Origin of the sequence: Pseudomonas sp. DTU_2021_1001937_2_SI_NGA_ILE_001, from assembly GCF_032463525.1 — a bacterium.
Taxonomy (GTDB): domain Bacteria; phylum Pseudomonadota; class Gammaproteobacteria; order Pseudomonadales; family Pseudomonadaceae; genus Aquipseudomonas.
In genome coordinates this window covers 4,778,687-4,799,076 of record NZ_CP135971.1, presented here as the reverse complement: position 1 = coordinate 4,799,076, position 20,390 = coordinate 4,778,687, and the positions used below count along the sequence as shown (strand labels likewise).

At 63.3% G+C, this 20,390-nt stretch carries 22 protein-coding genes; 12 read left to right on the top strand and 10 right to left on the bottom strand.

All coding sequences use genetic code 11. The annotated features are described in order from the left end of the window. The first annotated feature begins 69 nt into the window (after positions 1-69). From RRX38_RS20975 to RRX38_RS20965, 3 genes are all read left to right on the top strand, one after another. Positions 70-783, top strand: coding sequence for a YajG family lipoprotein (locus tag RRX38_RS20975; protein WP_315960530.1), 714 nt, complete (start codon positions 70-72; stop codon positions 781-783). A 29-nt stretch (positions 784-812) separates the two neighbouring features. Then, positions 813-1,370 carry a hypothetical protein gene (locus tag RRX38_RS20970; protein ID WP_315960529.1) on the top strand — a complete coding sequence of 186 codons (558 nt, stop codon included), beginning with the start codon at positions 813-815 and terminating at the stop codon, positions 1,368-1,370. A gap of 187 nt (positions 1,371-1,557) precedes the next feature. After that, a complete protein-coding gene (locus RRX38_RS20965; protein ID WP_315960528.1) occupies positions 1,558-2,532 on the top strand; it encodes a D-glycerate dehydrogenase in 975 nt (324 codons plus the stop codon). Here RRX38_RS20965 and RRX38_RS20960 read toward each other — a convergent pair whose 3' ends face one another. Further along, positions 2,533-3,435, bottom strand: coding sequence for a DMT family transporter (locus RRX38_RS20960; RefSeq protein WP_315960527.1), 903 nt, complete (start codon positions 3,433-3,435; stop codon positions 2,533-2,535). A gap of 134 nt (positions 3,436-3,569) precedes the next feature. Between RRX38_RS20960 and RRX38_RS20955 the strand changes: the two genes are divergently transcribed. Further along, positions 3,570-4,439: an AraC family transcriptional regulator gene (locus RRX38_RS20955; protein ID WP_315960526.1), complete on the top strand. Its 870-nt coding sequence runs from the start codon at positions 3,570-3,572 to the stop codon at positions 4,437-4,439. A 467-nt stretch (positions 4,440-4,906) separates the two neighbouring features. Here RRX38_RS20955 and RRX38_RS20950 read toward each other — a convergent pair whose 3' ends face one another. The 3 genes from RRX38_RS20950 to RRX38_RS20940 are packed head-to-tail and all read right to left on the bottom strand — an operon-like array spanning position 4,907 to position 7,172. Beyond that, positions 4,907-5,248 carry a DUF3325 domain-containing protein gene (locus RRX38_RS20950; protein ID WP_315960525.1) on the bottom strand — a complete coding sequence of 114 codons (342 nt, stop codon included), beginning with the start codon at positions 5,246-5,248 and terminating at the stop codon, positions 4,907-4,909. Next, on the bottom strand, positions 5,248-6,837 hold the full coding sequence (locus RRX38_RS20945) for a PepSY-associated TM helix domain-containing protein (protein WP_315960524.1): 1,590 nt from the start codon (positions 6,835-6,837) through the stop codon (positions 5,248-5,250). The genes RRX38_RS20950 and RRX38_RS20945 overlap by 1 nt, the downstream gene beginning before the upstream one ends. Next, positions 6,834-7,172: a DUF3649 domain-containing protein gene (locus RRX38_RS20940; RefSeq protein ID WP_315960523.1), complete on the bottom strand. Its 339-nt coding sequence runs from the start codon at positions 7,170-7,172 to the stop codon at positions 6,834-6,836. Before RRX38_RS20940 ends, RRX38_RS20945 begins: the two co-directional genes overlap by 4 nt. A gap of 199 nt (positions 7,173-7,371) precedes the next feature. Here RRX38_RS20940 and RRX38_RS20935 point away from each other — a divergent pair, with 199 nt between their 5' ends. From RRX38_RS20935 to RRX38_RS20915, 5 genes are all read left to right on the top strand, one after another. Beyond that, positions 7,372-7,875, top strand: coding sequence for a sigma-70 family RNA polymerase sigma factor (locus tag RRX38_RS20935; protein ID WP_315960522.1), 504 nt, complete (start codon positions 7,372-7,374; stop codon positions 7,873-7,875). Further along, positions 7,872-8,840, top strand: a complete 969-nt coding sequence (locus RRX38_RS20930) for a FecR family protein (protein WP_315960521.1) — start codon at positions 7,872-7,874, stop codon at positions 8,838-8,840. Before RRX38_RS20935 ends, RRX38_RS20930 begins: the two co-directional genes overlap by 4 nt. Positions 8,841-8,929: 89 nt before the next feature. Then, on the top strand, positions 8,930-11,278 hold the full coding sequence (gene fecA, locus RRX38_RS20925) for a TonB-dependent Fe(3+) dicitrate receptor FecA (RefSeq protein WP_315960520.1): 2,349 nt from the start codon (positions 8,930-8,932) through the stop codon (positions 11,276-11,278). A gap of 264 nt (positions 11,279-11,542) precedes the next feature. Further along, positions 11,543-11,965 (top strand): HPF/RaiA family ribosome-associated protein, encoded by a 423-nt coding sequence (locus tag RRX38_RS20920; protein ID WP_295471398.1) that lies wholly within the window; start codon positions 11,543-11,545, stop codon positions 11,963-11,965. 219 nt (positions 11,966-12,184) lie between these two features. Then, complete coding sequence (locus RRX38_RS20915) at positions 12,185-12,523, top strand: DUF3509 domain-containing protein (protein ID WP_295471400.1); 339 nt, start codon at positions 12,185-12,187, stop codon at positions 12,521-12,523. 88 nt (positions 12,524-12,611) lie between these two features. Here the strand turns inward: RRX38_RS20915 and RRX38_RS20910 are convergent, their stop codons facing one another. After that, positions 12,612-13,085, bottom strand: a complete 474-nt coding sequence (locus tag RRX38_RS20910; RefSeq protein WP_315960519.1) for a phosphate-starvation-inducible protein PsiE — start codon at positions 13,083-13,085, stop codon at positions 12,612-12,614. Positions 13,086-13,309: 224 nt separating this feature from the next. Between RRX38_RS20910 and RRX38_RS20905 the strand changes: the two genes are divergently transcribed. Continuing rightward, a complete protein-coding gene (locus RRX38_RS20905; protein WP_295471403.1) occupies positions 13,310-13,573 on the top strand; it encodes a YebG family protein in 264 nt (87 codons plus the stop codon). Between the two features lie 81 nt (positions 13,574-13,654). On the opposite strand, the gene RRX38_RS20900 is transcribed toward RRX38_RS20905, so the two are convergent. The 4 genes from RRX38_RS20900 to RRX38_RS20885 all read right to left on the bottom strand — a co-directional run bounded on the left by RRX38_RS20900 (position 13,655) and on the right by RRX38_RS20885 (position 17,968). Next, positions 13,655-14,758, bottom strand: a complete 1,104-nt coding sequence (locus RRX38_RS20900) for a dihydrolipoamide acetyltransferase family protein (protein WP_295471405.1) — start codon at positions 14,756-14,758, stop codon at positions 13,655-13,657. Positions 14,759-14,776: 18 nt separating this feature from the next. Beyond that, positions 14,777-15,763 carry an alpha-ketoacid dehydrogenase subunit beta gene (locus RRX38_RS20895; RefSeq protein WP_315960518.1) on the bottom strand — a complete coding sequence of 329 codons (987 nt, stop codon included), beginning with the start codon at positions 15,761-15,763 and terminating at the stop codon, positions 14,777-14,779. Beyond that, positions 15,753-16,853: a pyruvate dehydrogenase (acetyl-transferring) E1 component subunit alpha gene (pdhA, locus tag RRX38_RS20890; protein WP_315960517.1), complete on the bottom strand. Its 1,101-nt coding sequence runs from the start codon at positions 16,851-16,853 to the stop codon at positions 15,753-15,755. The genes RRX38_RS20895 and pdhA overlap by 11 nt, the downstream gene beginning before the upstream one ends. Positions 16,854-16,945: 92 nt before the next feature. Beyond that, a complete protein-coding gene (locus RRX38_RS20885) occupies positions 16,946-17,968 on the bottom strand; it encodes a Glu/Leu/Phe/Val dehydrogenase family protein (protein WP_315960516.1) in 1,023 nt (340 codons plus the stop codon). A gap of 166 nt (positions 17,969-18,134) precedes the next feature. Here RRX38_RS20885 and RRX38_RS20880 point away from each other — a divergent pair, with 166 nt between their 5' ends. Further along, positions 18,135-18,935, top strand: coding sequence for a SirB1 family protein (locus RRX38_RS20880; RefSeq protein ID WP_315960515.1), 801 nt, complete (start codon positions 18,135-18,137; stop codon positions 18,933-18,935). 7 nt (positions 18,936-18,942) lie between these two features. Here the strand turns inward: RRX38_RS20880 and RRX38_RS20875 are convergent, their stop codons facing one another. Continuing rightward, positions 18,943-19,506 carry a hypothetical protein gene (locus tag RRX38_RS20875; protein ID WP_295471414.1) on the bottom strand — a complete coding sequence of 188 codons (564 nt, stop codon included), beginning with the start codon at positions 19,504-19,506 and terminating at the stop codon, positions 18,943-18,945. Positions 19,507-19,873: 367 nt separating this feature from the next. Here RRX38_RS20875 and RRX38_RS20870 point away from each other — a divergent pair, with 367 nt between their 5' ends. Continuing rightward, the gene (locus tag RRX38_RS20870; RefSeq protein ID WP_315960514.1) at positions 19,874-20,317 is read left to right on the top strand and encodes a hypothetical protein; all 444 of its coding nucleotides are present in this window, start codon (positions 19,874-19,876) and stop codon (positions 20,315-20,317) included. The last annotated feature ends 73 nt before the right edge of the window (positions 20,318-20,390 follow it).

The window sequence follows — 20,390 nt, the reverse complement described above, 5'->3', positions numbered from 1 at the left end:
GTCTTTTGTAGTGGCCTTCAGCCATGTAGAATCCGCGCCGCCCTCCCCTAGCGAAATGGAATTTGCATTATGCGTCTCGCAACGACTCTCGCCTCGATGCTGGTCATCGGTGCTCTGCACGGCTGTGCCTTCACCACAGAAACCATCAACATCAATTACGTGCCCGAACCTGGCGTCAGCAGGCTCGCCGGTGCCGATCATATCGCCGTCGCGGTGGACGTAGCCGATGATCGTCAGGACCGCAGCAAGGTCAGCAGCAAGAAGAATGGCTACGGCATGGAAACCGCGCCGATCCTGGCCAATGAGGAAGTGGCCGCTACGGTACGCCGCGCCCTCACCCAAGAGATCGAAGCGCGTGGCTTCCAGGCTGGTAAAACACCTGCCGACGTGAAGATCAACGCGCGGGTCAATCGCTTCTACAACGATCACAAGCCGGGTTTCTTTTCCGGTGACGCCGTCGCGGACTTCAGCATGACCGTCCAGGTGACAGGTGCAGCCGACCGGCCGTTGTTCTCCCGGACCATCGCCAGCGAAGGCAAGGAACCCAATATCCAGCTCGCCTCCGGCGACAACGCCAAGATCGCCCTCGACCGGGCGCTGGCCAACGGCATGCGCATGCTGTTTTCCGACCCGGCATTCATCGCCGCCCTGTCGACCCGTAACCTCGCCACCACCAGCGGCAAGAGCAGCGCGCAGCTGCTGCAGGAGCTGGCCGACGACAAGACGCTCAGCCCTGAAGAATACAAGCGCCGCTACGACATCATTCGCCGCACCCAGAACTGATCCCCCTCCACTCAGCAGGAAGCTCAAACATGCATTCGATGGCTCTCGGACGTTGTCTTCTGGCCGCCGCTCTCGTCGGCCTTGGCGGATGCGCCAGCATCGTCAGTGAATCCCGGACACCGGTGTCGATCAACTCCTACCCGGCCGGTGCCGCATACCAGATCACCAACGAGGACGGGGCACTGATCCATAGCGGCGTAACCCCCGACCAGGTCACCCTCAAGGCGGGGGCGGGTTACTTCGATGGCGAGACCTACAAGGTCACCTTCAAGAAGGATGGCTACACGGAAAACTCCTCGGTCATCAATACCAGCATGAATGGCTGGTACTGGGGCAACATCCTGTTCGGCGGCCTGATCGGCATGCTCATCGTCGACCCGCTCACCGGCGCCATGTACAAGCTGCCGGACAACACCTACGCCTCACTGGCCAGCTTGCCTGCCCCGGCCCAGCCGTCCGTGCCGGCAGCCAGCGTCAGCAGCAATGGCAAGAGCAAGGAACAGTTGCTCGACGAACTGGCAGCAGACAAGACACTGAGCTATGACGAATACCTGCGTCGGCACAAGCTCATCACCCAGGGCCAATGACCTTGCCGGTGGCTGACTGAAGTAGGCCGGGAAGCGAGCCAGCGCGTTTTGCGCATCGACACGAATCCCGCCCCTCTCACACTCGCGAAGGCGAATTCTCGTCAGTCATCCGATAAGAAAACGGCTGACCACGAAGGCCCGGAATGTTAGCGTGCTACGCATTCAACCGCTCGAGAGTGACCGCACAATGAAAAAAACCGTACTCGCCTTCAGCCGTGTCAATCCGCAAATGGCCGAACGCCTGGCGCAGGACTTCAATGTGATCATCCCCGACCCGAAACAGGGGGATATCGCGGCGCAGTTCAACGAAGCGCTGCCCGAGGTCCATGGCCTGATCGGCGCCGGACGCAAGCTGGGCCGCGAGCAACTGGCCGACGCGAAGAATCTGCAGGTGGTGTCAAGCATTTCGGTGGGCTACGACAATTACGACGTGGACTACCTCACCGAGCGCGGCATCCTGCTCACCAACACCCCGGACGTCCTGACCGAGAGTACTGCCGACCTGGGCTTCGCGCTGATCATGAGCAGCGCCCGCCGGGTCGCCGAGCTGGACGCCTACACCAAGGCCGGCCACTGGACACGCAGCATCGAGCCGCCGCATTTCGGTACCGATGTGCATGGCAAGACCCTGGGTATCGTCGGCATGGGCAACATCGGTGCCGCCGTGGCCCGTCGCGGCCGCCTGGGCTTCAACATGCCGATCCTGTACAGCGGCAACAGCCGCAAGGCGGCCCTGGAACAGGAACTGGGCGCGCAGTTCAGAACGCTTGATCAACTGCTCGCCGAAGCCGACTTCGTCTGCCTGGTGGTGCCGCTCAGTGACAAGACCCATCATCTGATCGGCCGCCGTGAACTGGCGCTGATGAAGAAGAGCGCCATCCTGGTGAACATCTCGCGTGGCCCGGTGGTCGACGAGCCGGCACTGATCGAGGCGCTGCAGAACGGCACCCTGCGCGGCGCCGGCCTGGACGTCTATGAGAAGGAACCCCTGGCCGAGTCGCCGCTGTTCCAGCTCAGCAATGCCGTAACCCTGCCGCACATCGGTTCGGCGACCACCGAGACCCGCCAGGCGATGGCCGACCTGGCCTGCCAGAACCTGCGCAGCGCCCTGCTCGGCGAGCGCCCGCAGAACCTGGTCAACCCGCAGGCCTGGAAGGCCTGATCAGGCCAGTTTGCCCGCCGCCGTGCCTGGCACGGCGCGCGGCTTGCGGAACACCAGCACGTTACCCGCCATCACCAGCGCCAGGCCGGCCAGCGCCGGCAGCGTCCACTGGTAGCCTTCGGCATAGGCCGAAATGTTCAGCGCCACCACCGGGAACAGCACCGTGCAATAGGCGGCACGTTCCGCGCCCATACGCCCGACCAGGGTCAGGTAGGCGGTGAAGGCAATCACCGAACCCGGAATCACCAGGTACAGTAGCGAGCCGACATAGCGCGTCGTCCACTCGAAATGCAGCGGTACGCCACTGACCAGGCAATACAGACTCAACAGCACAGCGCCGTAGAGCATGCCCCAGGCATTGGTGGTCAGCGGCTTGAGGCCGGCCTTCTGTTGCAGGGTCGAGAGCATGTTGCCCGCCGAGAAGCACAGCGTGCCAAGCAAGGCCAGGCCCAGCCCCAGCAGGGTCTCCTGGCTGGCGGGATGGCCGACCAGCTCGGGCCAGAACAGGCAGGCCAGCCCGGTCAGGCCCAGGGCCGCTCCGGTGAGCACGTTGCGGGCGATGCGCTGGCCGAAGAACAGTCGGGCATTGAGGGCATTCCACAGCGTCGAGGTGGAGAACACCACCGCGATGAGGCCGCTGGGAATCCACTGGCTGGCGGTGTAGAAGCATATGAAGTTCAGGCAGAACAGGCACAGGCCCTGGGCCAGGCAGATCCACTGCCCGCGCCGGTCGACCGCTTGCAGGCGCCCGCTGAACAGCAGCACGACGAACAGCAGCAGCGCCGCCAGGCCGAAGCGATAGGCGATCGACAAGGCAATGGCCACCTCGCCCAATTGCAGTTTCAGGGCGATCCAGGTGGTGCCCCAGATCAGCACGGTGAGCAGGTAAAGCGAGAGGTTCATGATGTGGCTCCTGTGTGAGCCTGGATTCTCTGCACGGCAGGCCCGGGCCGCTTGCACAATCTTGCGCATTTGCCGGTTGCCCCGCTGGCAAGTGCGGCCATGCGGAGTAGGATGGAGGGCCTCAAGGAGTTGCCATGTCGCTCGATAGCATCCAGGTCTTCCAGTCGCTCAACAGTTCGCCCCATGCCCATCTGGAGCAGAGCGCGCGGCTGGGTGACGGCCTGAACGCCGCGCTGTGGAGCAACCACCATGACATCCGCGAGTATCACGCGCCTGACCATCACACGCTGTCGTGCTACATCGCCGACGGCACCGGCACCTTTCGCCGCGACCGTCCGGACCAGAAGGGCTCGCCCGGCAAACTCTGTGTGCTGCCGGCCGGCCATGAGTCGGCGTGGGTGATCAACGGCCGCATTCGCCTGGCGCACCTGTACATCAGCCCCGAGCAGTTCGCCCTGGGGTGCGTGACCCTGCTGGACCGCGAGCCCCGCACCCTGCAGTTGCAGGAAAACACCTTTCTCGACGATGCCCGCCAGGCCGACAACTTCAGGCGCCTGATTGGCCTGAACTGGCATGAGCCCGGCGAACGCCTGCTGACCAGCAGCCTGGCTCACGACATGCTCAGCCATGCGCTGCTGACCCAGGTCGGCCTGCGCGATGGCCTGCGCCTGAAGGGCGGCCTGGCGCCGCACCTGTGCCGACGGCTGGTGGCGTTCATCGAAACACACTTGGACGAAGGCTTGAGCCTGGGCCAACTGGCCGAACTCTGCGCGCTGTCGGAATACCACTTCGCACGGATGTTCCGCAGCAGCTTCGGCATGCCGCCGCACCGCTACGTGCTGCAACGCCGCCTGCAACGGGCCAGGCACCTGCTGCGCGAATCCGCCGTGCCGCTGGGTGACGTCGCCCTGGCCTGTGGTTTCGCCAGCGCCAGCCACTTCACCAATCGCTTCCGCCAGGCCATGGGCGCAACACCGGGGGAATACCGGCAGGCGTTTGCCTGAGCCTCCTACCCGGCCTGACTGACCCGTATTGGCTTTAGCCGCAATACTGATCAGTTAGACCGTTGGAGCTTGCTCGCAAATGGCAGGCTATCTGGATCGGGTACACCCGCCGCAGCACCAGTGCCCTTTAGTCACCTTTCCGCCTTTACGGCGGGTTACTTTTGGTTTCGGCCAAAAGTAACCAAAAGCCATTGCTCCTGGCTTGGGTCTGCCCTACGGGCAGACTTCCCTCCTTCCGGGGCCATTCCAGGGGGCCGGCGCAATGGGCCGTCCCTGGCCCAGTGCGCCTAAGCCGGCTTCCCTGCCGGCTTACCCCCTTCCATGACACCTCCACTCGGCCTACACCGAAGTCGCGTTCGGCGGTGTCTGTAAGTTCTGTGCTTGAAAAGCAAAGCGACGCCAGATCGGATTGCTTTGGTCTAAAAGATCAGCATTGGCTTTAGCCGCGAAAAGCCGGCAGCAAGGTCCTAACCGACCTGGAAGATAGAGCTTTGCAGCGCCACGACAGGGCTGGCCAGCAGGCCAATGAGCGCCAGGCGTACCACCCAGCGTGGCTGGTACGGCATGAGGAACACCAGCAACACACCGCTGCCCATCAATACCGCTGCCCATTCCACCAGCCCCATGGTCACGCCACGGACAGCGACAGCGCCGCACAGCGACAGCACCAGCAGCAGCCAGCCCGCGCTGCGCAGCAAGAGGCAGCGTCGAGTACCCGGCTTGCCCCCCAGCAGGTCGGCGTAGTGGCGCTCCATCGACAGGCACAGGGCGGTGAAGCCGCTGTAGCACAGCAGAGCGGGCAGTAGCATCAGTGAACCTCCCTGGTAGCGGCCGCCGCGACAGTCGCTTGCCGGTGCTGTGCGCGTGGGGCCGATACCGGCGGGCGCTGACGGAATTTCCAGGCCAGCCAGCCCAGCAACAGGCCGGTCGCCAGGGCCGCCAGGTCGAAACCGGGTAACACCCAGTCGCCGCGTTGCCAGGCTGCCAACAGGTAAGGCCCGGCGCTGAACAGGTCCAGCAAAGGCAGGCAGGCGAATAGCACGGCGCCAAGTCCCAGTTGCTCACGCCAGGCCGCCCGGCCGTCACGCAACAGGGCATGCAGCAACGCCAGGGCCCAGATCAGGAAGAACACCTTAACCTCCCAAGCGGCTCGCCCGGCCATGCCCACCGGCAACAGGCGATTGGCCCAGAACAGCGCCGCTACGCCCAGCAGCAGGCCGGCCATGCTGGCGATGTTGAGCACCTGCACCAGCCGCAGCTCGAAAGGCAGTACCCCCGTCTTGGCATGCCTGGCGGCGCGCTTGCCCAGCCACATCACCAGCCCGCTACCGATCATGGCGGTGCCGCCGAGGCCGAACACGAAGTACAGCCAACGCAGCGGGGTGCCGGCGAAGTGCCCCATGTGCAGGTCCCAGAAGCCCTCGGTGATCACCGAAGGCGCGCCCCGCACCGGCTCCGTGTCGCCCAGCAACAGGCCGCTGGTGGCGTCGAACCTCAGGGTGTCGCCCGCTTGACGCACCACGCGGTCGTGGCCGTCGCGATACAGCAACGCCGTGGCACTGGCATCGCCCGGGTTATTGACCACGATGCGCTCGATACGGTTAGCCCCCCAGCGGGCATCGGCCAGCGGTACCAGCGCCTCGAGGCGTGCCAGCGGCACCGCGACGCCCTTGGCCGGCGGCTGGGCGAAACCGGGATACACCTCGTCGTAGAAGGCCCGGGTGTCGCTGCCGTAGTGGGCGATGATGCTCGCCGGCATGACCATCGAGGCGAAGAACAGCAGGCTGCTGTAGGTGATCATCAGATGGAACGGCAAGATCAGCACGCCCAGGGCGTTATGCCCGTCCAGCCAGGAACGCTGGCCCTTGCCGGGACGGAAAGTGAAGAACTCCTTGAACAGTTTCTTGTGCACGATGATGCCGGTGACCAGGGCGATGAACATCACCATCGCGGCGATGCTGGTCAACCAGCGTCCCCACGGGTACGGCACTTCAAGCTGATAGTGAAAGTTATAGAAAAAGTCCCCGCCTCGGGTTTCCCGCGCCTGGACGGGCGCACCGCTCTGCGCGTCGACAAGGGTTCGCTCGACGCGCCCCCGCTGGCCGGGGGCGGCGGCACCGATGCTGAGCAGCTGCATGCCGGGCGTGCGCGCATCGGGCAGGTTGATGATCCAGCGCGCTGCACTCGGTGCATGGCCCTGCAGGTAGTCCTGCGCCACCTGGATGCTACGCGCGCTGTCCAGCGGATGGGAAGCCAATTCCGGTGTCATCCATTGGGTGATCTCGGCGCGGAAATACGACAGCGTGCCGGTAAGGAAGATGGCGAACAGCAGCCAGCCGAAGACCAGCCCCAGCCAGGTGTGCAGCCACGCCATGGCCTGGCGCAGGCCCTCCCTCATGACAGCCAGCGTCCTGCTGCCCAGACCACCGCCAACACGGCGCAGCCCAGCGCGACACCAGTCCAGGCGCGCCATGCCGTGCGGCAGGCGAAGCAGCCGATGAATACCCCCAGGTAAGCCAGGAACGACAGCATCATGCCGGCCATCACGGCTTCGCCACGCGGCAGCGGCAGCCATTGGCTGACGCACACACTGAACAGCGAAGCGAACAGGTAGCCGCCCAGGCTGGCGACGATGAAGCGCGAAGCCACCGCCAGGCGATAGGTCACGGTGATGCCAAGCCTGGCGGTACGTTCGGTGCGCTTGGGCGCAGGAGAGATCAGGGTGCCTTCCATCAGGAGACTCATGGCAGGGGTGGAAAAGAGCCGGGGCGCAGGCCAGGCAATCCATTGCCACTGTCCGGAACGGGTCGCCCCCTCCGGTTGCGGCGCGGGAGCAGAAAAGCGCTGCAATAGTAATGATAAATATTCTCAAGCGCAAAAGAGTCTGCCAGAATCGCCCGCTTTTCCAGCTCGTCGTGGATACCGCCGCGCCATGCACGCCGCCCAGCCTGCCATCAACCACACTGTCGAAGGCCTGTACCAGGATCACCATGGCTGGCTGACCACCTGGCTGCGCCGCCGTCTCGGCTGCCCGGACAGCGCCGCCGACCTGGCGCAGGACACCTTCGTCAAGGTTCTGACCGCCCGTGACACGCCGCGTCTGCTCGAGCCGCGAGCCTTTCTGACCACCATCGCCAAGCGCGTGCTGAGCAATCACTACCGACGGCAGGATCTGGAGCGCGCCTACTGCGAAGCGCTGGCGCAGCTACCTGAAGGTCTGGCCCCCTCCGAAGAAGAACGCGCGATCATCCTGGAAACCCTGGTGGAGCTGGACCGCTTGCTCGATGGCCTGGCACCGGCGGTCCGCCGCGCCTTTCTGTTGTCCCAGGTGGATGGCCTGAGCCACGCAGAAATCGCCAGGCAGCTGGGCATCTCCATCGCCACGGTCAAGCGTCACCTGCACAAGGCAGCGCTGCGCTGTTTCTTCGCCCTGTGAGCGCAGAATCACTGAACCGCTCGGATATCTCACCGGCGGTGGCCCACCAGGCCGTGAACTGGCTGCTGGAAATGCAGGAGGGTCCGCTGGACCCGGTGCGCCAGCAGGCCTGGCAAGCCTGGCTCAGCGGCCATAGCGAACACCAGCGGGCCTGGGCGCACATCCAGCGTGTCCATCAGCGGCTGGGCGGCCTTTCACCTGCTTTGACCCATGCCACGCTGGGCGCAGCGAAATCCTCCGGTCGCCGACAGACGCTCAAGCTGCTGGCGCTGCTGGCGGCAGGCTCGACGCTGGGCTGGAGCCTGCGCGACCAGCAGGCCGTGCAGTCGTTGCTCGCCGACTACAGCAGTGCCGTGGGCGAACGCCGCACGCTGGCGCTGGGCGACGGCAGCCGACTGCAGCTGAACACCGCCACCTCGGTGGATGTGCGCTTCGATGCGCAGCAACGCCTGATCCACTTGCGCCAGGGCGAAGTAATGATCGATGCCGCCGCCGATGCGAGGCCCCTGGAGCTGCTCAGCGCCGAGGGTCGCGTTCGCTTGAGCAGCGGCGCCAGCCGCTTCAACCTGCGACAGTTCGCCGGGCGTACCCAGGTGGCCGTGCTCAGCGGCGCCTTGCAGGTCCAGCCGCAGCAGGTCGCAGCACCGCTGCTGCTGCAGCCGCGCCAACAGGTCAGTTTCGATCGCCAGGAATGGGGGGTGGTTCGGGGGTTGGACGCTGGGTGCGGCGCCTGGAGCGACGGCATGCTGGTCGCCTCACGCATGCGCCTGGCCGATTTTCTCCTGGAGCTGGGCCGTTACCGGCACGGCCACCTGGCCTGCGATTCGGCAGTCGCAGACCTGTTGATCTCCGGCAGCTACCCCCTGGCTGACAGCGAACGCATCCTCGACATGCTGGAAGTCGCCCTGCCGGTGCGCGTGCAGCGTTATACGCGCTACTGGATCAAGGTCCAGGCCCGCACGTAAAAATAGTTGAAAAAACCTGAGCCGTTTCCCGCCCCTCGCGTGACAGACAGGAAAAGCCCCCCTCTTCCTCTCTGCAAAGGACCCGCTGCATGTCTGTCCGTCCCGCCCCCCAGTCCCCCTTGAGCCGCGCCCTGCGTCAGGCACTGCTCGGTGCCAGCCTGTCGCTGTGCGCACTGTCGTCGGCGCTCGCCGCCGAGACCGCCAAGACCTATCACATCGCCGCCAGTGAGCTGGAAGCCGCGCTCAGTGAGTTCGGTCGGGAATCGGGGGTGCTGATCGCCTACGGCTCGCACTTGACCGCGGGTCTGCACAGCCAGGGCCTGCAAGGCCAGTACACCGCTGAACAGGGCCTGACCGCGCTGTTGCAGGGCACCGGCCTGCAGGCGCGTGCCGACGGCAACGGCGGCTTCACCTTGCAAGCCGCAGCACGGACAGGCAATGAGGTCATCGAGCTGAGCGAGTCGCGCATCGTGGGCGACTGGCTGGGCGAGGCCCGACAAGACGATGTATTCGAGCATGCCGGTGCCCGTGACGTGATTCGCCGCGAAGCGTTCGAACAGGTCGGCGCAACCAACGCGCGCGAGGTGCTCAATCGCATTCCCGGCGTCAACGCCCCGGAGAACAATGGCACCGGCAGCCACGACATGGCGCTGAACTTCGGCATTCGCGGCCTCAACCCGCGGCTGGCCTCACGCTCGACCGTGCTGATGGACGGCATCCCGGTGCCCTTTGCGCCCTACGGCCAACCCCAGTTGTCGCTGGCGCCGCTGAGCCTGGGCAACATGGACGCCGTGGACGTGGTGCGTGGCGGTGGCGCCGTCCGCTATGGCCCACAGAACGTCGGCGGTATCGTCAACTTCGTGACCCGGGCGATTCCCGACACGCCGACCGTGAAGGGCAGCGTACAGACCCAGGTCAGCCCGTCGTCCAGCCAGGACGGTTTCAAGACCAGCGGCAACCTGCTGGCCGGCGGCACGGCGGAAAACGGCTTGGGCGGAGCGATCCTGTACTCCGGCGTGCGCGGCAGCGACTGGCGCGAACACAGTGACACGCAGATCGACGACCTGATCCTCAAGGGCAAGTACCAGATCGACGAGGCCAATAGCCTCAACGCCATGGCCCAATACTACGAAGGTGAAGCCGACATGCCCGGCGGTCTGAGCACGGCAGCCTTCAAGGAGGACCCGTACCAGTCTACGCGTCTGAAGGACAGCTTCTGGGGCCGCCGCACGCTGGTCAACGTCGGTTACCGCTACGAGCAGGACGCCCGGGTATTCACCGCCAATACCTTCTTCACCAAGACCCTGCGCAGCGGTTACCTGGACCAGGGCGCCTTCGTCTCGCTGTCGCCACGCGAGTACTGGGTACGCGGCCTGGAAACCCGCTTCTCGCAAGGCTTCGCGCTGGGCGAGAGCTGGCACGAGGTCGGCGTTGGCTACCGCTACGTCAATGAGGCAGGGCACGAACTGCGTTTCCGCGAACCGGTCAACGCGGCGCTGCCGACCACCGCCAGCCGCAACGACCGCGACACCCGCGGCGCGACCGAAGCCAATGCGTTGTACATTGATGACCGCATCGACATCGGCCGCTGGACCATCACCCCCGGCATCCGCTACGAGATGATCGACACCGCGCAGAACAACAACCTGAGCAACGTGCGCTACCAAGGCGACTACAACACCGCGCTGCCGGCCCTGAATGTGGTCTACCACCTTACCGAGCAATGGAACCTGTACGCCAACACCGAAGGCTCGTTCGGCAGCGTGCAATACAGTCAGATGCCCAACCGTGTGGCCGGTGGCGAAGTGAAACCGGAAAAGGCGCGCACTTGGGAAGTGGGCACACGTTATGACAACGGCTACCTGCGCGCCGAGATCGGCGCGTTCCTGATCAATTTCGACAACCAGTACGAAAGCAACCAGACCAACGACAGCGTGATCGCCCGCGGCGAGACGCGCCACCAGGGTATCGAGACCAGTGTCAATTACGCGCTGGATGCCCTGCACCCGGCGCTGAGCGGCTTCGATATCTACGCCAGCTATGCCTTCGTCGACGCGACCATCCGCGAAGACGGCCCGAACAAGGGCAACCGCGTACCCTTTTCATCACGGCACAAGGGCAACCTGGGGCTGAGCTACAGCCAAGGCCCGTGGAAGCTGAACGTCGACAGCGCCTTCCAGAGCGACCAGTTCGCCGACAATGCCAATACCTCGGCGGAAAGTGCCGATGGCAGCACTGGGCGCATACCTGGCTACATGCTGTTCAGCAGCCGCGCGGCCTATGACTTCGGGCCGCAACTATCGGATTTGAATGTCGCCGTGGGTGTGAAGAACATCTTCAACCGTGAGTACTTCACGCGGTCTTTCGATGACAACAACAAAGGCAAGTACGTCGGTGAGCCGCGCACCCTCTACGTGCAAACTTCAGTGACATTCTGACGCATAGCCACAACTGGGCACGACGCGAAAAAAGCAGCGAAACGCCGCGATTGGCTATGGAAAACGAGTCACTCGCGGCGATTTGCACGCGTCTTGAAAGTCGCCTTCTGTTTGCTGCCAAATATTTCTTCAAGCCAAGGGCTTGAAATAAAAAACAAATGGCGCCAACACTGTAATCGAGCGCGGACATGCAGTGACTGAATGCTCAGACGCCGAACGAGCCGCCTCGCTTCAAGCACGAGTTAGCCCTAGTAAGGATCGACTATGCAAATCCAGGTCAACAGCGATAACCACATCGAAAGCAGTATCCGACTGGAGAATTGGGTTCGTTCTACCCTCGAAAGCACACTCGAACGCTACGACGATTACATCACCCGCGTGGAAGTCCATCTGCGCGACGAAAACGGCGACAAGGCCGGCCCCAACGACATTCGCTGCCAGATGGAGGCACGCCCCAAGGGCCATCAACCGATTTCCGTGACCCACAAGGCCGACACACTGGACCTGGCGGTGGACGGCGCAGCCAGCAAGCTGGACCACGCCCTGGAACACCTGATCGGCAAATTGCGAGACAAGCAGCGCCACGCGCAGACCACCGCGCCCTTCGATCCTGAAAACGCCGATGCGCTGCTGCAGGAAGAGTTTCTCGAGAACGAGCAGGCCAAGGAAGCCGAGCGGCTGTCCTGACCCCTCCCCCGTCACCGCAAAGCGGGCCTGTAACGGCCCGCTTTTTTTGTGCCCGGATTTTTATCCGCGAAGTGGCCTGATGCGTGCATGGATGGGAACGACGGCATGGCTGAGGAGATCGGCAAACGGCCGGACAGGGACGACCGCTTATCCGCCACTGAGAACCAAAAGGATTAATGGCCGGTCAACTTATGCAGAACCCATGAGCAGGTACCGACAATGGATAATTCTGACAATCCTTTTCAGATGATCACTGATACGTTCGCCCCGGAGTATCGGGTGAACCTCAGCATTCAGGGACTGGATGGCAGCATCATGCTCACGTTGTCCAATGAAACCGGTGTGGTCGCCAAGCGCCTGATCAGCCCGGAGCAGCGCAACGAACCCAAACGGCTGCGGCGCCTGATCGAAAGCGTGCAGTTCGGCATTGCCATAGAGCAAGGCCACAGCGCCGTGACACTGCTCGAAGCGATGACCGACCAGGATCGGCTCAAACAGCTCGCCGCGCCAGCCAGCCGTCGCCTGCCACAAGGCAACCGCGTAGGCATGGCGATGTGAAGCTTTCGCCTGGCAGCATGCCCCATAAAAAAGCCCGGTGCTCCAACACCGGGCTTTGCGCATCTGCAGGGGCCACCGACAGCGGGCATCACTTCTCGGTGACGTTATCCCCGACATACTCGCCACTGGCATCGATGGCCTTGCTCGACGGAAAGCGATACGAGGCATAACGCACCGCCAGCACCGACAGCGCCAGGAAGAAGATGCCGCCACACAGGTACAGCAAGCCGATGTCTGGCGCCTTGTGATGCGAGACATCACCGATCAGGTAGCGCGTCAGTGCGGTGATGGCGATGTACAGCAGGAAGCGGATCGGCAGGTGGTTGGTCTTGAAGTAGATCCCCACCATGGCGCCCAGCTCCAGATAGATGAACAGCAGCAGGATGTCATCGACGCTGGCCTGGCCCTTGTCGATCATGCCGGTAAAGGCCATGACCGACGCCCAGGCGGTGACGGCCCCGATGGCGAACAGCCCCAGGTAGTGAAAGCCCTCGACCAGCAGGTTGCCGATGGAGTTGGCGCCGTCGTGCATGCGTTTACGGCTGTTGTCCGCCCATTTCATCTTGCGTGTCCTCGAATTCCCAACCCGTTGTGGGCGCAGGCTTTTTAAAGCAGGATCAAGGCCATATCCAGCATCGGCGCTGTGGCCAGTTGTCGCAAGGGCGGTCCTGGCGTGAAAAGAAATTCACGTGCCACTATCCAGATACGCTGCCAATGGCTTATGCTGAACACTGTATATAAATACAGTTAACCCTATTTCTTTCTGGAAGGCTCGTGAGGTGGTGAATGGCCGTCGAAGTGGTATACCGCAGCAGCCGAGATCTGGAGCGCCTGTTCATGGATAAAGCCGAAGCTGATCGTCATGACAAGATGCTCGAACTCGCTGAACTGCTGGCAACAGTGTTGGGCAAGGCGGTTCCGTCGCTGAGCGAAGACCAGGTTGAAGAAGCCGGTATCTATATGGCGAAGAACCGCGACGTGTTCGCCCGCGCCTTCAAGAGCCAGCCAGACGCCCTGAACGAATTGCTCAATGATGCCGAAGCCGAATGACGATTTGGCGACGCCAGGGGAATGAGGGCATTGCAGACCCGTCAGCGGAGCGAACGCCGCCGACGGGTTTCCTGCATGGGGCTATTCAGCCTGCTCCAGGGCCTGCACCAGCGCCTTGAAGAATCTCGCGGCTTCCCCACCGGTCACCGCACGGTGATCGAAGGACAGCGACAACGGCAGAATGGGGTGGATCACCACTTCGCCGTCGACGGCCACCGGCTCCTGGCGAATGCCGCCAGCACCGAGAATCGCCACCTGGGGCGGGACCACCACCGGGTTGGCATAGCGGCCGAACAGGGTGCCGAAGTTCGACAGGGTGATGGTCGCGCCCATCATTTCCTGTGGCGGAATGGACCGCGCCTTTACGTCGGCACGCAAGCGGCTCAGCCCTTCCTTCAGGTCCTGCGCCTCGCGGTTACCCACGTCACGCAGCACCGGCACGAACAGCCCGTCCGGGGTATCCACCGCAATCCCCAGGTCGAGCCGCTCATGCTGGCGGATCGAAAGTGACTTTCCATCGAACCAGCTGTTGAGCACCGGCTCGACCTTGCAGGCCTCGGCCATGGCCTTGCCCAGGCGAATCAGCGGGTCACGGGCTTCGGCCCAACGGTGCAGGTCGGCATCGGCATACAGGGTCACCGGCACCACCTCGGCATGCGAGCGCGCCATGTTGATCGCCATGCTGCGGCGCACGCCGCGCAGCTTCTGGCCACCAAAGCGATCACGCTCGGCCTGCGCGGCGCGTTCGACATCCGCGCGAGTAATCAACCCATCGTTGCCGCTGCCCTCCAGGCCATTGAGTTCCACCCCCAGTTGCCGGGCCAGCTGGCGGACCGCTGGCGTAGCGCGGGTCGCCAGGTGTTCGCGGGTCGAGGGTGCGGCACCGACGAAGAACTGGTCTTCCAGGCTGCCACCGCCTTCGAGCTTGCCCACCACCGTACCGTTGTCTCCATCGCCGTCGAAGGCCACCAACGGCTCACCGACATGCAGAATGTCGCCGTCCCCCCCGAACAGCTTGGTGATCACCCCGTCATAGGGCGCCGGAATGTCCACCAGGGCCTTGGCGGTTTCCACCGAGACCAGCAACTGATCGGCCTTGACGCTGTCGCCGACCTTGACGTGCCACTGCACCACTTCCGCTTCCTGCAGTCCTTCGCCCAGATCGGGCAGTTTGAAGAATTTCATCGCAAGCCTCCTCGGGTCTCAGGCGTATTCCAGTGCGCTATCGCAGGCGTGGAGAATGTCTTCCACACCGGGCATGTACAGCTGTTCCAGACGGTACAGCGGCGGCGGAATGTCCGGCGCCGTGACGCGCTGGATCGGCGCATGCAGGTCCAGCAGCGCACGTTCGTAGAGGCTGGCGGCGATTTCCGCCCCTACCCCGCAGGAACGTGGCGCTTCATGGACGATCACGCAGCGCCCGGTCTTGCGTACCGAGGCTTCCAGAGTGTCGAGATCGAGGGGTTTGACGCAGGCGACATCGATGACTTCCGCCGACACGCCGCGCTCGGCCAGGGCCTGCGCCGCCTGCAGGGTTTCATGCACGCTGGCGCCCCAACTGATCAGGGTGATGTCGCTGCCTTCGCGCAGGGTGAAGCAGGTGTCCAGCGGCAGGCGCTTGCCGTCATCGACCAGCGGTTGCGGATTCATGCGGTAGAGCCGGGTGGGTTCGAGGAAGATCACCGGGTCGGGATCATCGATGGCCGCCAGCAGCAGGCCATAGGCGCGCGCCGGGGACGACGGGATGACCACGCGCAGGCCGGGAATGTGCGCGAACAGCGCTTCGGTGCTTTCGCTGTGGTGCTCCGGCGCACGAATGCCGGCGCCCATCGGGCTGCGCAACACCATCGGGCAGGTCAGTCGGCCGCGGGTGCGGTTGCGCAGGCGGCTGGCATGCGACACCAGGTGTTCCATGGCCGCATAAATGAACCCCAGGAACTGGATCTCCAGCACAGGCTTCAGGCCTTGGGCAGCCATGCCCACCGCCAGGCCGCCGAGCATGGTTTCGGCCAGTGGCGAGTCGATCACCCGCTTGAAGCCAAAGCTGTCGCGCAAGCCTTGAGTGGCGCGGAACACCCCGCCGTTGACCCCGACATCCTCCCCCAGTACCACGATGTTCTCGTCTTCGGCCATGGCCCGGTGCAAGGCCAGGTTGACCGCTTCGAGCAAAGTCACTTTGTCATTGTTCATGATGCTCGCCTCCCCCACGCCGTGCGACACGCTCCAGGAACCACTCTCGCTGCTCGGCCAGCGCCGCCGGCCATTGCGCATAGACATGGTCGACGGCCGACTCGGCCGGTTGCGCAGTGGTGCCCTCGTAGGCGCTCACGGCGGCCTGGATCTGCGCCTGGCATTCGCTGACCAGCGCCTGCTCGCGGCTTTCGTCCCAGATGCCCTGGGCAGCCATGAAAGTCTGCAGACGCTTGATCGGTTCCTCGTTCCAGGCCTGGCGCACTTCGTCGGCCGGACGATAACGGGTGGCGTCGTCGGCGGTGGTGTGGTCGCCCAGGCGATAGCTCATGCACTCCAGCAACACCGGGCCCTTGCCCTTGCGGGCACGCTCCAGCGCGACCTGCATGCGATCGTAGACCGCGAGGATGTCGTTGCCATCGACCTGTTCGCCATGAAAGCCCGCCCCCACGGCCTTCTGCGCCAGGGTCGGCGCTCCGCACTGGATGCGCCGTGGCACCGAAATCGCCCACTGGTTGTTGTTGACCACAAACACCACAGGCAGCTGCCAGGCACCGGCCACGTTGAGCGCTTCGAGGAAGTCGCCCTTGCTGGTGGCGCCATCACCACAGGTGGTGACCGCGACACGATGTTCGCCACGTACCTTGAAGGCGCTGGCCACGCCGCAGGCGTGCAGGGCCTGGGTGGCGATAGGCACGCAGATCGGGAAGTCCTGCGCTGCAGCAGGCTCGGCGTAGGCACTGCCGCGCTCGTCGCCGCCCCAGTACAGCAGAATCTCGTCCATGCGCACGCCACGCATCAACTGCACGGCGGTGTCGCGGTAGTAAGGCACCAGCACGTCTTCAGCGCGCATCAGGCTGCCGAGCGCCACGCCGATGGCTTCCTGGCCAAGGGTCGGGGCAAAGGTGCCGATACGGCCGGTGCGTTGCAGGGCGACGGTTTTCTGGTCGAACAGACGGGTCAGGACCATCTGCCGGTAGAGACGGGTCAGCAGGTTGAAATCATCGGCCCAACCGGGCAAGGGGGCAATCAGTTGGCCGTCGGGGGCCAGGTAGCGGGTGTACGCAAGCTCACTCTTGTTATTGGACATTGCCTACTCCAGACACGCAGGTCGTGCGTGATGATCGTGGTTCGCGGCTTGTGGCTGCATGGAACCGTCGGGCGGCACCGGGTAAAGGTGCGCTAGCCGACATTCAGGAGGTGTTCTGCCAAGGCCTGGGCAATTCGCGCGGGTGAGCGCTTGTGTGCTTGAGAATGGGCATAGACCTCTGTCAATCGTAGCCCTATTCGGGAAATGTGCGCGGCGATCGTCGCGGCGCTGTCGCCGCGGTGCTGGAGAGCGACCTTGATCAGCCCGCCACAATTGATGATGTAGTCCGGGGCATAGAGAATCCCGCGACGCTCCAGCTGATCGGCCATCTCCAGGCTGCTCAGCGGATTGTTGGCGGCACCGGCCACGGCGGCGCAGCGCAACTGCATCAGCGTGGCGCAGTTGAGCACCTTGCCCAGGCCGCAGGGCGCCAGGATGTCGCAAGGCGTACCGAGCAGCGTTTCGCAGGCCACCGGGTGCGCGTTGAACGCTTGCATGGCGCGCTGCACCTTGCGATTGTCCAGGTCGCTGACCAGCAACTCGGCACCGGCGGCATGCAGGTGCCCGGCCAAGGCATAGCCCACGTGCCCCAGCCCCTGGATGCCCACCCGCAACCCTTCCAGATTGTCACTGCCCAGGCGTGCCATGGCAGTCGCCCGGATGCCGGCGAACACCCCAAGCGCGGTATGCGGTGACGGGTCCCCCTCCTCGCTGGTACTGGTGACATGCCGGGTATGCAGCGCAACGCGATCCATGTCGGCGCTGCACGTACCGCTGTCCACGGCGGTGATGTAGCGGCCCTGCAGGGTTTCCACGAAACGCCCGAACGCCTCGAACAGCGCGGCGCGATCAGGCTGGTGCACCGGGCGCATGATCACCGCCTTGCCACCGCTCAGTGGCAGGCCGGCGAGCACGGCCTTGTAGCTCATGTTCCTGGCCAGCTGGATGGCGTCTTCGATGGCGCTTTCTTCATCGACATAGGTGAGGTAGCGACAGCCGCCCAGCGCCGGGCCCATGCGCGCATGGTGAATGGCGATGACGGCCCTAAGCCCCGTGCTGGGGTCGCAGGCCAGATGCAGGGTTTCGGCGCGGCTGCCATGCAGGAGAGCGAACATGGGCATACTCCTGTGCAGACTCAGTGAACGTCTTTCAAGCCGGAGTATAGGCTGCACAGTGGCCTGTACCTGACCGTTCGGGAGGAAGCAGCCGAGGCTGGACGAACACCGTCCGCAGGGTCTAAAAAAGGAGCAGCCGCGTCACGGCGTTCAGAAGGAGGACCCCATGACTCCCCGTCAACAGTGCCTGAACTGCATGCAGCGTACCCCGCCGGCAGTATTCGAGGCCGCCTTGTGGATTGCCGCCGAACACGACCCTGGCTTCCAGCCGGCGCACATCGGTGAGCCTATGGATCGTCTGCTGCGGCGTATCAGCGCCGCCCTGCCTGCCGCGCCAGCCGTCGAGCTGGCGCAGCCACTGCTGCGGGAGATGAGCCACCTGGGTTTCCAGCGTGACGAGTGGAACCCGCCCAAGGCCGAATCGGCCATGCTGCACCGGGTGCTCGAACGCCAGCGCGGCCAGCCCCTGAGCCTGGCGCTGATCGCCATGGAGCTGGCCAGACGCCTGGAGATCCCCCTCGAAGGCGTCAACTTTCCCGGGCATTTCCTGCTCCGGGTGCCCGGCGCTGACCATGTACTGGACCCGTGCAACGGTCGCCGTCTGTACCCCAAGGACTGCCGTGAACTGCTGGTGCGCCAGTACGGCCCGGACATGCCGCTACGTGCCGAACACATGGTCCGCGCCAGCCCGTTGAGCCTGGTGCAGCGCCTGTCGCGCAACCTGCGCCACCTGCACCAGATCAACGGCGATTTCCTCGCCGCCCTAGAGGATGCCAACCGGATCATCGAACTGGGCGACGCCACCGGCAGCGACTACATGGCCCGCGCCAGCCTCTACCAGACGCTGGAGTGCCCCCAGGCCGAACGCTTCGACCTGGAACATGCGCTGCTGCTCAGCGAAGACCCCCTGCAGCGCCTGCGGCTGACCGAACGGCTCGGCCAGTTGCCGACCAGCCGGCTGCATTAGTCGGGCCTCAGGGCAGCTTGGGGGTGGGCGTGGGAGCGCGCTTGCCGTTGCGCTCCTGGGCCTTGATCTTGAGCATCTCGTAACTGTCACCGGACTCGGCGAAGGCCTGCAGGTTCTGCATCACGTGAATGGTACGCACGTAGTCCGGCAGCAGTGTCTCGGCGTAGCGATCGCCCCACTGGGTCCTTTCCTTCATCTGCGCGATACGGTTGGCGAGAAATTCCAGCGCGTTGATCGGCTGCTCGACGTTCAACACCTTGCCCTGTGCGTCGAACTCCGCCCCGGTGCGGCTCATCAGGTCTGCGGTCAGGTTGTCGATGAAGCCCAGCTTGAACAGCAGCATGCCCGCCTCGCCCAGCGCCTTGGGGCTGATGTGCGCAGGATTGAAGCCCTTGAACAGCGGTTTGAGCCTCTGTTTTTCCATTTCCAGCGCATTGAGGGCCAGGGCGTTCTGGCCGATCTCGCTGAGCACTTGCTGGGCCTGCATGGACGTTGGCGCGGCCGCTTCTTTCCTGGCCGGCAGGGCTTTGATGGTGAAGGGCGGTAAATCCCCCCAGATGGATTTGGCCATGATCGAACTCCAAGTAGCGAAGGCAGTTATCGAACTATCGGTCGACCGGACTAATTTGCTGAGTCGCTGAAGAGTTTTCGGAACGGGATGACACACCTGCCGGAAAACGCTCCTTATTAGGCTGCAGGCGTTTTGCAAATCTGCAGCACAGGTTCAACACCCCACGAAAAACCGCGACAGCTTCACCACCCAAAGCCACCGAGATTATTCCTACCTTAGTTTCGGATCCGGGACTACATGCTGCAAAACGAAAATATGTTTAAAAATTAAAAGTCCTGAATGAATTCAAGCAACGCGTTGATCGTCAGCACAATAAAAGAAAGGACTCTTCGCCTGAAAGGGCATAAATAGATATGAAGAACACGACATGAAAAAGATTATCTTCGCCACTTTGGCACTCACCTCGACCCTGGCAATGGCCGAGGATCATTCGATCACCAAGGTCTCCAAGCCAGGCCAAGTCAACATCGTCAAGGATGGCGTCGGCCTGGCTTTCTTCAACCTTCGTTTTGGAGATTTTCCGAAAGCGTCGATAGGTAAGGAAAAAAACTTGCTGAAGATCGAGTGGGAAACCACTTCTTATCCTGAAAACCCGGATGAGAAAGTCGAACTCTGCTATTACCCTCACGGCAGTCTAAGACAAGAAACTTGCAATTGGATTTCTCCGAACACACGGGGTGAAACCTACGCATTCAACGAACAAAAATTCGAAACTTATTCCTACGCCGTCATCAAGCATCACATTAACGGCGGCAAACAGCCGGCTCGCTCCGCCGCACAAGACAAAGTCATCTTCCACTACAGCTACTGATAGGAATCAAGAATAACTTCCCAACTGTGCTCAGACAGCTAGATATAGCTAGCTGAGCACCGCCCTGAATGAA

Excerpts from the sequence above, each read along its gene's own strand:
- RRX38_RS20975 (WP_315960530.1), top strand. The coding sequence starts at position 70 with ATGCGTCTCGCAACGACTCTCGCCTCGATGCTGGTCATCGGTGCTCTG.
- RRX38_RS20970 (WP_315960529.1), top strand. The coding sequence starts at position 813 with ATGCATTCGATGGCTCTCGGACGTTGTCTTCTGGCCGCCGCTCTCGTC.
- RRX38_RS20965 (WP_315960528.1), top strand. The coding sequence starts at position 1,558 with ATGAAAAAAACCGTACTCGCCTTCAGCCGTGTCAATCCGCAAATGGCC.
- RRX38_RS20960 (WP_315960527.1), bottom strand. The coding sequence starts at position 3,435 with ATGAACCTCTCGCTTTACCTGCTCACCGTGCTGATCTGGGGCACCACC.
- RRX38_RS20955 (WP_315960526.1), top strand. The coding sequence starts at position 3,570 with ATGTCGCTCGATAGCATCCAGGTCTTCCAGTCGCTCAACAGTTCGCCC.
- RRX38_RS20950 (WP_315960525.1), bottom strand. The coding sequence starts at position 5,248 with ATGCTACTGCCCGCTCTGCTGTGCTACAGCGGCTTCACCGCCCTGTGC.
- RRX38_RS20945 (WP_315960524.1), bottom strand. The coding sequence starts at position 6,837 with ATGAGGGAGGGCCTGCGCCAGGCCATGGCGTGGCTGCACACCTGGCTG.
- RRX38_RS20940 (WP_315960523.1), bottom strand. The coding sequence starts at position 7,172 with ATGGAAGGCACCCTGATCTCTCCTGCGCCCAAGCGCACCGAACGTACC.
- RRX38_RS20935 (WP_315960522.1), top strand. The coding sequence starts at position 7,372 with ATGCACGCCGCCCAGCCTGCCATCAACCACACTGTCGAAGGCCTGTAC.
- fecA (WP_315960520.1), top strand. The coding sequence starts at position 8,930 with ATGTCTGTCCGTCCCGCCCCCCAGTCCCCCTTGAGCCGCGCCCTGCGT.
- RRX38_RS20920 (WP_295471398.1), top strand. The coding sequence starts at position 11,543 with ATGCAAATCCAGGTCAACAGCGATAACCACATCGAAAGCAGTATCCGA.
- RRX38_RS20915 (WP_295471400.1), top strand. The coding sequence starts at position 12,185 with ATGGATAATTCTGACAATCCTTTTCAGATGATCACTGATACGTTCGCC.
- RRX38_RS20910 (WP_315960519.1), bottom strand. The coding sequence starts at position 13,085 with ATGAAATGGGCGGACAACAGCCGTAAACGCATGCACGACGGCGCCAAC.
- RRX38_RS20905 (WP_295471403.1), top strand. The coding sequence starts at position 13,310 with ATGGCCGTCGAAGTGGTATACCGCAGCAGCCGAGATCTGGAGCGCCTG.
- RRX38_RS20900 (WP_295471405.1), bottom strand. The coding sequence starts at position 14,758 with ATGAAATTCTTCAAACTGCCCGATCTGGGCGAAGGACTGCAGGAAGCG.
- RRX38_RS20895 (WP_315960518.1), bottom strand. The coding sequence starts at position 15,763 with ATGAACAATGACAAAGTGACTTTGCTCGAAGCGGTCAACCTGGCCTTG.
- pdhA (WP_315960517.1), bottom strand. The coding sequence starts at position 16,853 with ATGTCCAATAACAAGAGTGAGCTTGCGTACACCCGCTACCTGGCCCCC.
- RRX38_RS20885 (WP_315960516.1), bottom strand. The coding sequence starts at position 17,968 with ATGTTCGCTCTCCTGCATGGCAGCCGCGCCGAAACCCTGCATCTGGCC.
- RRX38_RS20880 (WP_315960515.1), top strand. The coding sequence starts at position 18,135 with ATGACTCCCCGTCAACAGTGCCTGAACTGCATGCAGCGTACCCCGCCG.
- RRX38_RS20875 (WP_295471414.1), bottom strand. The coding sequence starts at position 19,506 with ATGGCCAAATCCATCTGGGGGGATTTACCGCCCTTCACCATCAAAGCC.
- RRX38_RS20870 (WP_315960514.1), top strand. The coding sequence starts at position 19,874 with ATGAAAAAGATTATCTTCGCCACTTTGGCACTCACCTCGACCCTGGCA.